The sequence below is a fragment of the Streptomyces sp. NPDC002499 genome, from assembly GCF_053595415.1.
Map to the genome: position 1 here is coordinate 325,894 of NZ_JBSFXO010000009.1, position 12,274 is coordinate 338,167.

Annotated in this window: 14 protein-coding genes; 9 read left to right on the forward strand and 5 right to left on the reverse strand. The window is 69.3% G+C overall.

Features of this window, described 5'->3' with window-relative positions; genetic code table 11:
- Positions 1-6: 6 nt before the first annotated feature.
- On the forward strand, positions 7-789 hold the full coding sequence (locus ACWD5F_RS26725; protein WP_451258006.1) for a nucleotidyltransferase domain-containing protein: 783 nt from the start codon (positions 7-9) through the stop codon (positions 787-789).
- Here ACWD5F_RS26725 and ACWD5F_RS26730 read toward each other — a convergent pair.
- From ACWD5F_RS26730 to ACWD5F_RS26745, 4 genes are all read right to left on the reverse strand, one after another.
- Positions 744-1,763, reverse strand: coding sequence for a COX15/CtaA family protein (locus ACWD5F_RS26730; protein WP_451258008.1), 1,020 nt, complete (start codon positions 1,761-1,763; stop codon positions 744-746). The genes ACWD5F_RS26725 and ACWD5F_RS26730 overlap by 46 nt on opposite strands.
- 95 nt (positions 1,764-1,858) lie before the next feature.
- A complete protein-coding gene (locus ACWD5F_RS26735) occupies positions 1,859-2,575 on the reverse strand; it encodes an ABC transporter permease (RefSeq protein ID WP_451258286.1) in 717 nt (238 codons plus the stop codon).
- Between the two features lie 47 nt (positions 2,576-2,622).
- Positions 2,623-3,546 carry an ABC transporter ATP-binding protein gene (locus ACWD5F_RS26740; RefSeq protein ID WP_401728067.1) on the reverse strand — a complete coding sequence of 308 codons (924 nt, stop codon included), beginning with the start codon at positions 3,544-3,546 and terminating at the stop codon, positions 2,623-2,625.
- Positions 3,547-3,556: 10 nt separating this feature from the next.
- Positions 3,557-4,423: an aminoglycoside N(3)-acetyltransferase gene (locus tag ACWD5F_RS26745; RefSeq protein WP_451258010.1), complete on the reverse strand. Its 867-nt coding sequence runs from the start codon at positions 4,421-4,423 to the stop codon at positions 3,557-3,559.
- A 171-nt stretch (positions 4,424-4,594) separates the two neighbouring features.
- Here ACWD5F_RS26745 and ACWD5F_RS26750 point away from each other — a divergent pair, with 171 nt between their 5' ends.
- From ACWD5F_RS26750 to ACWD5F_RS26785, 8 genes are read left to right on the forward strand one after another with little or no spacing between them, the layout of a single operon-like run.
- The gene (locus tag ACWD5F_RS26750) at positions 4,595-5,356 is read left to right on the forward strand and encodes a helix-turn-helix transcriptional regulator (RefSeq protein WP_401728063.1); all 762 of its coding nucleotides are present in this window, start codon (positions 4,595-4,597) and stop codon (positions 5,354-5,356) included.
- Positions 5,353-6,777, forward strand: a complete 1,425-nt coding sequence (gene sufB / locus ACWD5F_RS26755; RefSeq protein WP_124004476.1) for a Fe-S cluster assembly protein SufB — start codon at positions 5,353-5,355, stop codon at positions 6,775-6,777. Before ACWD5F_RS26750 ends, sufB begins: the two co-directional genes overlap by 4 nt.
- Positions 6,778-6,833: 56 nt before the next feature.
- The gene (sufD, locus tag ACWD5F_RS26760; RefSeq protein ID WP_401728061.1) at positions 6,834-8,018 is read left to right on the forward strand and encodes a Fe-S cluster assembly protein SufD; all 1,185 of its coding nucleotides are present in this window, start codon (positions 6,834-6,836) and stop codon (positions 8,016-8,018) included.
- Entirely contained in the window at positions 8,018-8,353 is a 336-nt protein-coding gene (locus tag ACWD5F_RS26765) for a non-heme iron oxygenase ferredoxin subunit (protein ID WP_451258013.1), read from the forward strand. The genes sufD and ACWD5F_RS26765 overlap by 1 nt, the downstream gene beginning before the upstream one ends.
- A 7-nt stretch (positions 8,354-8,360) precedes the next feature.
- Complete coding sequence (sufC, locus tag ACWD5F_RS26770; RefSeq protein WP_451258015.1) at positions 8,361-9,125, forward strand: Fe-S cluster assembly ATPase SufC; 765 nt, start codon at positions 8,361-8,363, stop codon at positions 9,123-9,125.
- On the forward strand, positions 9,122-10,396 hold the full coding sequence (locus ACWD5F_RS26775; RefSeq protein ID WP_451258017.1) for a cysteine desulfurase: 1,275 nt from the start codon (positions 9,122-9,124) through the stop codon (positions 10,394-10,396). The genes sufC and ACWD5F_RS26775 overlap by 4 nt, the downstream gene beginning before the upstream one ends.
- Before the next feature lie 15 nt (positions 10,397-10,411).
- Positions 10,412-10,879 (forward strand): Fe-S cluster assembly sulfur transfer protein SufU, encoded by a 468-nt coding sequence (sufU, locus tag ACWD5F_RS26780; protein WP_401728054.1) that lies wholly within the window; start codon positions 10,412-10,414, stop codon positions 10,877-10,879.
- Positions 10,876-11,208, forward strand: a complete 333-nt coding sequence (locus ACWD5F_RS26785; RefSeq protein WP_019067540.1) for a metal-sulfur cluster assembly factor — start codon at positions 10,876-10,878, stop codon at positions 11,206-11,208. The genes sufU and ACWD5F_RS26785 overlap by 4 nt, the downstream gene beginning before the upstream one ends.
- Positions 11,209-11,279: 71 nt before the next feature.
- Here ACWD5F_RS26785 and ACWD5F_RS26790 read toward each other — a convergent pair whose 3' ends face one another.
- A complete protein-coding gene (locus ACWD5F_RS26790; protein ID WP_451258018.1) occupies positions 11,280-12,119 on the reverse strand; it encodes an AbfB domain-containing protein in 840 nt (279 codons plus the stop codon).
- Positions 12,120-12,274: the final 155 nt, after the last annotated feature.

Below are 12,274 nucleotides of genomic sequence, written 5' to 3' on the forward strand. Positions count from 1 at the left end.
CTAGGGGTGTACGGACCGGACCGAGCTGTCCAGACTGTCGGGGTGACGACGACCGACGCTCTGCTCGACCGTTTCCTCGACGACCTGACCCCGCTGCGCCCCATCGCCGTGTGGGCGCACGGATCCCTCGCGGGCGGCGACTACCAGGAGGGCCGCAGCGACCTGGACCTGATCGCGGTGCTCGACCGTCCCGCGGCCCTGGGCACCGTATGGCGGATCGCGACGCTGCACCCGCGCCTGCGCGCGGCCGAACCGCTGGCCGTCAAGCTGCACTGCAGCTATCTGACGCCCGCGCCGACCGCCGACGCCGATCGCTCGCATCTCACCTGGGCCCACGATCAGTTGATGCGGCGGCCCGTCACCCCGGTCACCCGTCGTGAACTGCACGCCTTCGGCCGGGTGTTGCACGGGCTCGCGCCCGCGGATCTGCTTCCGGCGGTGTCGGACCGGGAGTTGGCCGACTTCGTCGTGCGTGATCAGCGGGAGTTCTGGCGGCCGAACGTGGAGCGGGCGCGGCAGTGGACCGAGGATCCGTGGGTCGACGTCGGGATGACGACCTTCGCCCGTGCGAGCGCCACGCTGAAGGACGGGCGGCTGATCACCAAGCGCGAGGCGCTCGACCTGCTGCCCGAACTGGGCGCGCCCGTCGAGGTGGTGGAGGACATCAGACGACGGCGGTACGAGGAGCGGCCGGTGCCCGTCACCGAGGAGTGGGCGGTACGGCGGGGCGAGTTGACCCGGAGCTACCTGGGACCGGCGATCGACGGACTGGTGTCCGCGTACGCCTGATCCGGCAACTCGACCTCCGTCTGCGGGCGTTCGCGCATCGCGAGCAGCACGCGCAGCACCGCGATCCACACCAGGGCCGAGCCGAGCATGTGCAGGCCGACCAGGAACTCGGGGAGGTCGGTGAAGTACTGGACGTAGCCGATGACGCCCTGGGAGAGCAGGACCAGGAACAGGTCGCGGGTGCGGTGCAGCGGGCCCTGGGGGGCGTCGACCGCCTTGAGGACGAACCAGAGGGCGAAGGTCAGCGTGACCACGATCCAGGCCAGCACCGCGTGCAGCTTGCTGACCGTCTCCCAGTCCAGCGGCATCCGCTCGACCTCGCTGGAGTCGCCCGCGTGCGGCCCCGAGCCGGTCACCACCGTGCCCACCGCGATCAGCAGCACGGCGGCGGCGACCAGGAACCACACCATCTGCCGCACCGGCTGGCCGACCAGCGGACGGGGCTCGCCGTCGCCCTCGCGGGTGCGCTGCCACATCAAGGTGGCCACCGCGATGAGACCGGAGGAGAGCAGGAAGTGCGCCGCGACCGTGTACGGGTTGAGGCCGACCAGCACCACGATGCCACCGAGGATCGCGTTGCTCATCACGACCCAGAACTGCGCCCAGCCGAGCCGGGTGAGCGAGCGCCGGTACGGCTTCTCGGAGCGGGCGGCGATGATCGCCCAGCCGACGGCCGCGCACAGCACGTAGGTCAGCATGCGGTTGCCGAACTCGATCACACCGTGCACGCCCATCGCACCGGTGGTGGTGAGCGAGTCGTCGGTGCACTTGGGCCAGGTCGGGCAGCCGAGCCCGGAACCGGTCAGCCGCACCGCGCCGCCGGTGACCACGATCACCACCGACATGACGAGGGCGGCGAGGGCCGCCCGCCGGACCGTCCGAGGGGTCGGTGTCCAGCGTGCGGCGATGAAGGCGAGGGGGTTGCGCGCGGCGGGGAGAACGTCGGCGAGGGTCAGGTTCGGCACGCGCACCATCGTAGGGCGCCGCTTGTGCACGCTTTCACGAGGGTGGGGCCTGACGCGGGTGGTCCTGCTCACGCCCATGGTCACGCCCGTGGTCACGCCTGTGCTCACTCCCAGCGGAAGAACCTGCCGGCCGCCGCGAGACCCACGACCGCCCACACGGCGAGGATCCCCAGGTCGCCCCACGGTGTGCCGGCGCCGTGCTGGAGCACGTCCCGCAGGCCGTCCGAGAGGGCCGAGATGGGGAGCAGGCCCAGCACGTCCTGGGCGCCCTGCGGGTACTTGTCCATCGGCACGATCACGCCGCCGCCCACGAGCAGCAGCAGGAAGACCAGGTTGGCGGCGGCGAGCGTCGCCTCCGCCTTGAGGGTGCCGGCCATCAGCAGGCCGAGGCCCGAGAAGGCCGCCGTGCCCAGGACGAGGAGGAGCAGGACGGCCGCCGGGTTGCCGTGCGGGGACCAGCCGAGCGCGAAGGCGATCACCGTCAGCAGGACGATCTGGAGGACCTCGGTGACCAGCACCGACAGCGTCTTCGCGGTCATCAGGCCCCAGCGCGGGAGAGGGGAGGAGGCCAGCCGCTTCAGGACGCCGTAGCGGCGCTCGAAACCGGTGGCGATGGCCTGGCCGGTGAAGGCGGTCGACATGACGGCGAGCGCGAGGATGCCGGGGGCGAGGAAGTCCACGGACTTGCCGGCGCCCGTGTCGACGATGTCCACCGCGCTGAACAGCACCAGCAGGAGGGTGGGGATCACGACGGTGAGCAGCAGCTGTTCGCCGTTGCGCAGCAGCATCTTCGTTTCGAGGGCCGCCTGGGCCGCGATCATGCGGGGGAGCGGGGCGGCGCCGGGCCTCGGCGTGTACGTACCGACACTCACGAACGCAGCTCCTTGCCGGTCAGTTCCAGGAAGACGTCCTCCAGGGTGTGGCGCTCCACCGAGATGCGGTCCGGCATCACCCCGTGCTGTGCGCACCAGGACGTCACCGTCGCGAGCAGCTGCGGGTCGACCTTGCCGCCGACGCGGTAGGAGCCCGGCGTCAGTTCGACGGCCGTGCAGTCGGCGGGCAGGGCCTTGAGCAGGGAGCCGACGTCGAGGCCCGGGCGGCCGGTGAAGCGCAGGGTGTTCTCGGCGCCGCCGCGGCACAGCTCCTCGGGGGAGCCGTGGGCGATGACCCGGCCGGCGTCGATGATCGTCACGTCGTCGGCGAGCTGCTCGGCCTCGTCCATGTAGTGCGTGGTGAGGATGACCGAGACGCCGTCCGTGCGCAGGTCGCGGACCAGGTCCCAGGTCGCGTGCCGGGCCTGCGGGTCCAGACCCGCGGTCGGCTCGTCCAGGAACACCAGCTCCGGGCGGCCCACCACCGCCATCGCGAGGGCGAGCCGCTGCTGCTGGCCGCCGGAGAGCCGGCGGTAGGTGGTACGGCCGCAGCCGCCGAGGCCGAGCCGCTCGATCAGGGCGTCCACGTCCAGCGGATCGGCGTGCAGCTTCGCCACGTGCCGCAGCATCTCGTCGGCCCGCGCACCCGAGTACACCCCGCCGGACTGGAGCATCACGCCGATCCGGGGGTGCAGCTCACGGGCCTGACGGACCGGGTCGAGGCCCAGGACGCGCACCGTGCCGGAGTCCGGCTTCCGGTACCCCTCGCAGGTCTCGACCGTGGTCGTCTTGCCCGCGCCGTTCGGGCCGAGTACGGCGGTCACGCCCGCCTGGGCCGTCAGGTCGAGGCCGTCCACAGCGGTTTTGCTGCCGTACCGCTTCACCAGGGCCTGAACCTGGACCACGGGCTCACTTCGCATGATGGCGAGTCTAGGTACGCGGTCCGCGCCCGGGACGGGCGGGTGCAGGATCTCCACCCACCGGATCTCCGCCCATCGGCAGCTCCTCCTCGCGCGGCCGGTGCAGCGCGAGCCACCGCTCGGCGTACGCCACCGCGTCCGCGACCGGGAACAGCCGCGCGTCGGCGGCGCCCACCGTCCCCCGTACGACGGGCCGGTCGCGCTCGAAGTCGTGGCCCAGCTCGTCGAACCGCTCCGAGCTGATCGACACCTCGGTCACCGTCTCCCAGCCCCCGCCCGGCGCCGGCCGGCCGACCCGGACCAGCGGGGACGGGATGCGGTACTCGGCGAGGTGGAAGCTCGTGCACGTGTCGTAGCCGGCCCCGAGCAGCAGCACGCGCGCGTCCAGCTCCTCCAGGCGCGCCAGCGGGCTGCGCTCGCCGAGCCGGCAGTCCGGCGCGTGGCCGTCGACGATCCGCGCGGCCCTCGGGCCGAGCGCCGCGAACGAGGTCTGGGGGTGCGCGCTGCGCAACGCGCCCGGCCAGCGTCGTACGGTCTCCGGGATCACGCCCACCCCGCGCGAGGGTGTGATCAGCGGGTCGTAGTCGGGCATCGAGGACCGGATCCGCTCCCACCACTCCTCCGGCACCGGCGGATTTCCCCACAGCGCCGGGTCCGAGAGGTCGCCGGACTGGGTGGGGACGGCCAGAGTGCCGCCCGGACCGAGCGCGTCGAGAATTCCTTGGACGACCGCCACGGCACCCCCGCAGACCCAGCCGAGGCTGCTGAGGGAGGAGTGCACGAGGAGGGTCTCGCCGGTCTCGACACCCAGCAGGCGCAGCTGTGCGGCGACTGTGTCGCGGGTGACAAGTGGGCCGGTCGGAGGGGGTATCGCCATGGTTCCGGAGTGTCGCGCACGGGGTCCGGCGGCGCCACCGAATTGACCGCGCCTGATCGATCAAAGATCGTTTTCGCAGGTCAGATTAGGTATGCCTAAGTGACGCAGGGCACCGCCCATCGGCCCGGACGTGGGTTGCCCGGTCCTGAGGAATTACGCAACAATGGCGTTGTGAAAAACGTCGGCGAGGCTCGGGAGACCCCCACGGGGGCCCCTCAGGAGGAGCTCGCGACCGGTGAGCGGTCCACCCGCAACCGCGTCGCGCGATCCATCCTGGACCACGGCCCGTCGACCGTCGCCGCGCTCGCCGAGCGGCTCGGGCTGACCCAGGCCGCCGTCAGGCGCCACCTGGACGCCCTGGTCGCCGACGAGGTCGTCGAGGCCCGCGAGCAGCGGGTCTACGGGGCACGGACCCGCGGACGCCCCGCGAAGGTCTTCGCCCTCACCGACTGCGGCCGGGACGCCTTCGACCAGTCCTACGACAAGCTGGCCGCGGACGCCCTGCGCTGGATCCAGGAGCGGTTCGGCGGGGACGAGGCGGTCGTCGCCTTCGCCCGCGCGCGGATCGCCGAGCAGGCCGCCGCCTACCGCGCGGCCATCGAGGCCGCCGCCCCCGAGGAGCGGACCGAGGCCCTGGCCAGGGCGCTGAGCGCGGACGGGTACGCTGCTACGGCGCGCAGCGCGCCCCTCCCGCAACAGGGTGAGCAGCTCTGCCAGCACCACTGCCCGGTGGCCCACGTCGCGGAGAAGTTCCCACAGCTCTGCGAGGCGGAGACGGAGATCTTCTCCCAACTGCTCGGAACCCACGTCCAGCGGCTGGCGACCATCGCGCACGGCGACGGCGTCTGCACGACGTTCATCCCAAAGATTTCCAAGACGCAACTCCATAGCCAGAACGCATCTGCACGTACCGCCGGGAGGAACCCCGCATGACGCTCCCCATCGAGGAGACTGCCCACCCCGAGCTCGAGGGTCTGGGTACGTACGAATACGGCTGGGCCGACTCCGACGTGGCCGGTGCCTCCGCCAAGCGCGGCATCAACGAGGACGTCGTCCGGGACATCTCCGGCAAGAAGAGCGAGCCGGAGTGGATGACCAAGCTCCGCCTCAAGGGCCTGCGCCTGTTCGAGAAGAAGCCCATGCCGAACTGGGGCTCCGACCTCTCAGGCATCGACTTCGACAACATCAAGTACTTCGTGCGCTCCACGGAGAAGCAGGCGGAGTCCTGGGAGGACCTGCCCGAGGACATCAAGAACACGTACGACAAGCTCGGCATCCCCGAGGCGGAGAAGCAGCGCCTCGTCGCGGGCGTCGCGGCCCAGTACGAGTCCGAGGTCGTCTACCACCAGATCCGCGAGGACCTGGAGGAGCAGGGCGTCATCTTCCTGGACACCGACACCGCGCTGAAGGAGCACCCGGAGCTCTTCAAGGAGTACTTCGGCACCGTCATCCCGGTCGGCGACAACAAGTTCGCGTCGCTCAACACGGCCGTGTGGTCCGGCGGTTCCTTCATCTACGTGCCGAAGGGCGTGCACGTCGAGATCCCGCTCCAGGCCTACTTCCGCATCAACACGGAGAACATGGGCCAGTTCGAGCGGACGCTGATCATCGTCGACGAGGACGCCTACGTCCACTACGTCGAGGGCTGTACGGCGCCGATCTACAAGTCGGACTCCCTGCACTCCGCGGTGGTCGAGATCATCGTGAAGAAGGGCGCCCGCTGCCGCTACACGACCATCCAGAACTGGTCGAACAACGTCTACAACCTGGTCACCAAGCGCGCCGTCGCCTACGAGGGCGCGACCATGGAGTGGATCGACGGCAACATCGGTTCCAAGGTGACGATGAAGTACCCGGCCGTCTACCTGATGGGCGAGCACGCCAAGGGCGAGACCCTCTCCATCGCCTTCGCGGGCGAGGGCCAGCACCAGGACGCCGGCTCCAAGATGGTCCACATGGCGCCGAACACCTCCTCCAACATCGTCTCCAAGTCGGTGGCGCGCGGCGGTGGCCGTACGTCCTACCGCGGTCTCGTCGAGATCGGCGAGGGCGCCCACGGCTCCAAGTCGAACGTGCTGTGCGACGCGCTGCTCGTCGACACGATCTCCCGCTCGGACACGTACCCGTACGTGGACGTCCGCGAGGACGACGTGTCCATGGGCCACGAGGCGACCGTCTCCAAGGTCTCCGAGGACCAGCTCTTCTACCTGATGAGCCGCGGTCTGAGCGAGTTCGAGGCGATGGCGATGATCGTGCGCGGCTTCGTCGAGCCGATCGCCAAGGAGCTGCCGATGGAGTACGCCCTCGAACTCAACCGGTTGATCGAGCTGCAGATGGAAGGCTCGGTCGGCTGATCCCGGCCACCGGCCCGCACACGTCCTGACATCAGAAAGCGAGCACTACGACAGCCATGGCTGAGGCTCAGAACTCCACGGTGGGGTCCTCCACCACCGCCGGATCGATCGCGGTGGCCGCCGAGTCGACCGTCGCCACGCGCATGAGCGCGCCCCCGTCCTTCGACGTGGCGGACTTCCCGGTCCCCCACGGTCGCGAGGAGGAGTGGCGGTTCACGCCGCTGGAGCGGCTGCGCGGGCTGCACGACGGCACCGCGGTCGCCACCGGCACCGGCGTCAAGGTCGACGTGGTCGCCCCCGAGGGCGTCACCGTCGAGACCGTCGGCCGCGACGACGCGCGCCTCGGCAAGGCGGGCACCCCCGTGGACCGCGTCGCCGCCCAGGCGTACTCGGCGTTCGAGCAGGCCGGCGTGATCACCGTCCCCAAGGAGACGGTCCTCGCCGAGCCGATCCGGATCGCCGTGCACGGCGAGGGCGGGGTCGCCTACGGCCACCAGGTCGTGGAGCTCGGAGCCTTCGCCGAGGCCGTCGTCGTCATCGACCACACCGGTGACGCCGTGCTCGCCGCCAACGTCGACTACGTCCTCGGTGACGGCGCCAAACTGACCGTCGTCTCCGTCCAGGACTGGGACGACAAGGCGGTGCACGTCGGCCAGCACAACGCGCTGATCGGCCGGGACGCCACCTTCAAGTCGTTCGTCGTCACCTTCGGCGGCGACCTGGTACGGCTGCACCCGCGCGTCGCCTACGCCGGTACCGGCGGCGAGGCCGAGCTGTTCGGGCTGTACTTCACCGACTCCGGCCAGCACCAGGAGCACCGCCTCCTCGTCGACCACAACACCCCGCACTGCAAGTCCAACGCGATGTACAAGGGCGCGCTCCAGGGCGAGGGCGCCCACGCGGTGTGGATCGGTGACGTGCTCATCGAGGCCACGGCCGAGGGCACGGACACCTACGAGATGAACCGCAACCTGGTTCTCACGGACGGCGCCCGGGTCGACTCGGTGCCGAACCTGGAGATCGAGACCGGCGAGATCGTCGGCGCCGGCCACGCGAGTGCCACCGGCCGCTTCGACGACGAGCAGCTCTTCTACCTGATGGCCCGCGGCATCCCGGCCGACGAGGCCCGGCGCCTGGTCGTCCGTGGCTTCTTCGCCGAGCTGGTCCAGCAGATCGGTGTCGACGACATCGAGGCCCGCCTGCTGGAGAAGATCGACGAGGAGCTGGAGGCGTCGGTCTGATGACTGCCTCTTCCTCTTCGACGTTCGTACGCGTCTGTGGCCTTGGCGAGCTGGAGGACGACACCCCCAAGCGGGTGGAGCTCGACGGCACGCCGGTCTCGGTCGTGAAGACCGAGGGGGAGGTGTTCGCGATCAACGACATCTGCTCGCACGCGAACGTCTCGCTCTCCGAGGGCGAGGTGGAGGACTGTCAGATCGAGTGCTGGCTGCACGGCTCCGCGTTCGACCTCCGCACCGGCAAACCGTCCGGCCTGCCCGCGACGCGCCCCGTCCCCGTATACCCCGTAAAGATCGAAGGGGACGACGTGCTCGTCTCCCTCACCCAGGAGTCCTGAGGAACCCATGGCAACGCTTGAAATCCACGACCTGCACGTCACCGTCGAGGCCGACAACGCCACGAAGGAGATCCTCAAGGGCGTCGACCTCACCGTGAAGCAGGGCGAGACGCACGCCATCATGGGCCCGAACGGCTCCGGCAAGTCGACGCTCGCCTACTCGCTCGCGGGCCACCCCAAGTACACGATCACCGGCGGCACCGTCACCCTCGACGGCGAGGACGTCCTGGAGATGTCCGTCGACGAGCGCGCCCGCGCCGGCCTGTTCCTGGCGATGCAGTACCCGGTCGAGATCCCCGGCGTCTCCGTCTCCAACTTCCTGCGCACCTCCGCCACCGCCGTCCGCGGCGAGGCCCCCAAGCTGCGGACGTGGGTGAAGGAGGTCAAGGAGACCATGGAGCGTCTCCACATGGACCCCACCTTCGCCGAGCGCAACGTGAACGAGGGCTTCTCCGGCGGTGAGAAGAAGCGCCACGAGATCCTTCAGCTGGAGCTGCTCAAGCCGAAGATCGCGATCCTCGACGAGACCGACTCCGGCCTGGACGTCGACGCCCTGCGCGTCGTCTCCGAGGGCGTCAACCGCGTCCGCGAGACCGGTGAGGTCGGCACCCTGCTGATCACGCACTACACGCGCATCCTGCGCTACATCAAGCCCGACTTCGTGCACGTCTTCTCCGGCGGCAGGATCGTCGAGTCCGGCGGCGCCGAGCTGGCCGACAAGCTGGAGAACGAGGGCTACGAGGTCTACACGAAGGGTGGCGTATCAGCGTGACACAGACGCCGGGCCTCCTCACGGGTACTTCCCAGCTGCTCGACGAGGCGATCCGCAAGGACTTCCCCATCCTGGACCGCACGGTCCACGACGGTAAGAAGCTCGTGTACCTGGACAACGCGGCGACCTCGCAGAAGCCGCGCCAGGTGCTCGACGCCCTGAACGAGTACTACGAGCGCTACAACGCCAACGTCCACCGCGGTGTGCATGTGCTCGCCGAGGAGGCCACGGCGCTGTACGAGGGCGCGCGCGACAAGGTCGCCGAGTTCATCAACGCGCCCTCCCGCGACGAGGTGATCTTCACCAAGAACGCCTCCGAGTCGCTCAACCTCGTGGCGAACATGCTGGGTTGGGCCGACGAGCCCTACCGCGTGGACCACGAGACCGAGATCGTCATCACGGAGATGGAGCACCACTCCAACATCGTGCCGTGGCAGCTGCTCTCGCAGCGCACGGGCGCGAAGCTGAAGTGGTTCGGCCTGACCGACGACGGCCGGCTCGACCTGTCGAACATCAACGAGATCATCACCGAGAAGACGAAGATCGTCTCCTTCGTGCTGGTGTCGAACATCCTCGGCACGGTCAACCCGGTCGAGGCGATAGTGCGCCGTGCGCAGGAGGTCGGCGCGCTGGTCTGCATCGACGCCTCGCAGGCCGCGCCGCACATGCCGCTGGACGTCCAGTCGCTCCAGGCCGACTTCGTGGCCTTCACCGGCCACAAGATGTGCGGCCCGACGGGCATCGGCGTCCTCTGGGGCCGCCAGGAGCTCCTTGAGGACCTCCCGCCGTTCCTCGGCGGCGGCGAGATGATCGAGACCGTGTCGATGCACTCGTCGACGTACGCTCCCGCCCCGCACAAGTTCGAGGCGGGTACGCCCCCGATCGCGCAGGCGGTCGGCCTCGGCGCGGCGATCGACTACCTCTCCGCGATCGGCATGGACAAGATCCTCGCCCATGAGCACGCGCTCACGGAGTACGCGGTCAAGCGCCTGCTGGACGTCCCCGACCTGAAGATCATCGGCCCGACCACGGCCGAGGACCGGGGCGCGGCGATCTCCTTCACGCTCGGCGACATCCACCCGCACGACGTGGGTCAGGTCCTCGACGAGGAGGGCATCGCGGTCCGGGTCGGCCACCACTGCGCACGGCCGGTCTGCCTGCGGTACGGAATTCCTGCGACCACGCGAGCGTCGTTCTATCTGTACTCCACGCCGGCCGAGATCGACGCACTGGTCGACGGACTGGAGCACGTACGGAACTTCTTCGGCTGAGGGGCTGGCTGGATCGTGAAGCTGGATTCGATGTACCAGGAAGTCATCCTGGACCACTACAAGCACCCGCACGGCCGGGGCTTGCGGGATGGCGACGCCGAGGTGCACCACGTGAACCCGACGTGCGGCGACGAGATCACCCTCCGAGTGAAGTACGACGGCTCGACCATCGAGGACGTCTCGTACGAGGGCCAGGGCTGCTCGATCAGTCAGGCCAGCGCGTCCGTCCTCAACGACCTGCTGGTCGGCAAGGACCTGACCGAGGCCCGGCGGATCCAGGAGACCTTCCTGGAGCTGATGCAGTCCAAGGGCCGCATCGAGCCCGACGACGAGATGGAGGAGGTGCTGGAGGACGCGATCGCGTTCGCCGGTGTCTCCAAGTACCCGGCACGGGTGAAGTGCGCCCTCCTGAGCTGGATGGCGTGGAAGGACGCGACGGCCCAGGCCCTGGGCGGAGCCGAAGCCGAAAGGAAGACGGCATGAGCGAGACCATCGAGATCAAGCCCGCCTCCGAGGAGGAGGTCCGCGAGGCCCTGCTCGACGTGGTCGACCCCGAACTGGGTATCGACGTCGTCAATCTCGGCCTCATCTACGGCGTGCACATCGACGACGCCAACATCGCGACCATCGACATGACGCTGACCTCGGCGGCCTGTCCGCTGACCGACGTCATCGAGGACCAGGCCAAGTCCGCCACGGACGGCCTCGTCAACGAGCTGCGCATCAACTGGGTCTGGATGCCGCCGTGGGGTCCGGACAAGATCACGGACGACGGGCGGGAGCAGCTTCGGGCGTTGGGGTTCAACGTCTGAGGGTGACACTCGGCGCAGACACGGAAGACGGCCACATCCCTCGGGGTGTGGCCGTCTCGCTGTCCGGTGTGTCAGGCCAGCCCGTCCACCAGCAGGAACGCCGAGTCGGCCTGGTACTGCGACGACGAGCGCTGGTGGCCGTAGCCGCTGTCCAGGACGAGTTGGAAATTCTCGTGGCGCAGGAAGCGGCCGGGGTAGTTCACCGACTCCAGCATGATCGCGCCGGTGATCGAGGAAGCGCGGCGGCAGAAGGTCGCGTCCTGTTTGAAGAGGGCCGAGCCGTCGTTGCGCTCGGCGCGCAGCACGAAGTCGCGGTGGCGCAGGTAGGTGCCGTCGGCCGTGGCGAACGAGTAACAATCGGCCTTGGCAAGGCCCTTGACCAGCTTGAAGGTGGCGTTGCGGCGGTCGGCGGCCGAGGTGATCGGGTCGAGCTTCACGTAGTCGCCGCTCACGTGCCAGTAGCGGTCGGGGTAGTTGACCGAGCGGACGGACTTCCAGGTGCCCTTGGGTTTCGGCTTGCTGGACGAAGTCGCTTTGTGCGTCGGCGACTTGGACGGGTTCGCGCCGCCGGCCGGGGGCGGGGAGGCGGGTGCGGTGGGCGTGCTCCGCGCGGTCGACTGGCCGACCTTGCCGCCGGGTGCCGAGGCACCGGTGTCGGAGGGCGAGGCGAAGGTGATCAGCCCCGGTTCGGTCGCGGTGCTGGCGGACGGGACCGGCGACCTCGCGGCTCGTGACGGCCCGTCAGAAGCCTTCTTCATGAAGGCTATCGCCATCACGCAGGTGATGACCGTGGCCAGGGCCAGCACGCCGGCCAGCCAGAGTCTTCGGGTGCCGGGGGTCCGTGAGGTGTCGGGGGCCCAGCCGTTCTCCCAGGGTTGGTTCCGCGGGGGCCGGGGGGTGTTTTCTGGCATGCGCTGTTCCTCCAGCGGCGCCAAAGGCGGCGGCCGGGGGTGTGAGGGTGAGGTGAGTGACCGGTGAAACCCTAGTGGAGTGGTGAGGCGCCCGGGAACCGTTTCAGGGAGCGGTTTCTATGAATATTGAACCTCCCTCTGTTTTGAACCGCTGT

What these genes read in the sequence shown, in the direction of transcription:
- ACWD5F_RS26730 (WP_451258008.1), bottom strand. Translation starts at nt 1,763, where the DNA reads ATGGTGCGCGTGCCGAACCTGACCCTCGCCGACGTTCTCCCCGCCGCG.
- ACWD5F_RS26735 (WP_451258286.1), bottom strand. Translation starts at nt 2,575, where the DNA reads ATGATCGCGGCCCAGGCGGCCCTCGAAACGAAGATGCTGCTGCGCAAC.
- ACWD5F_RS26740 (WP_401728067.1), bottom strand. Translation starts at nt 3,546, where the DNA reads ATGCGAAGTGAGCCCGTGGTCCAGGTTCAGGCCCTGGTGAAGCGGTAC.
- ACWD5F_RS26745 (WP_451258010.1), bottom strand. Translation starts at nt 4,423, where the DNA reads ATGGCGATACCCCCTCCGACCGGCCCACTTGTCACCCGCGACACAGTC.
- sufB (WP_124004476.1), top strand. Translation starts at nt 5,353, where the DNA reads ATGACGCTCCCCATCGAGGAGACTGCCCACCCCGAGCTCGAGGGTCTG.
- sufD (WP_401728061.1), top strand. Translation starts at nt 6,834, where the DNA reads ATGGCTGAGGCTCAGAACTCCACGGTGGGGTCCTCCACCACCGCCGGA.
- ACWD5F_RS26765 (WP_451258013.1), top strand. Translation starts at nt 8,018, where the DNA reads ATGACTGCCTCTTCCTCTTCGACGTTCGTACGCGTCTGTGGCCTTGGC.
- sufC (WP_451258015.1), top strand. Translation starts at nt 8,361, where the DNA reads ATGGCAACGCTTGAAATCCACGACCTGCACGTCACCGTCGAGGCCGAC.
- ACWD5F_RS26785 (WP_019067540.1), top strand. Translation starts at nt 10,876, where the DNA reads ATGAGCGAGACCATCGAGATCAAGCCCGCCTCCGAGGAGGAGGTCCGC.
- ACWD5F_RS26790 (WP_451258018.1), bottom strand. Translation starts at nt 12,119, where the DNA reads ATGCCAGAAAACACCCCCCGGCCCCCGCGGAACCAACCCTGGGAGAAC.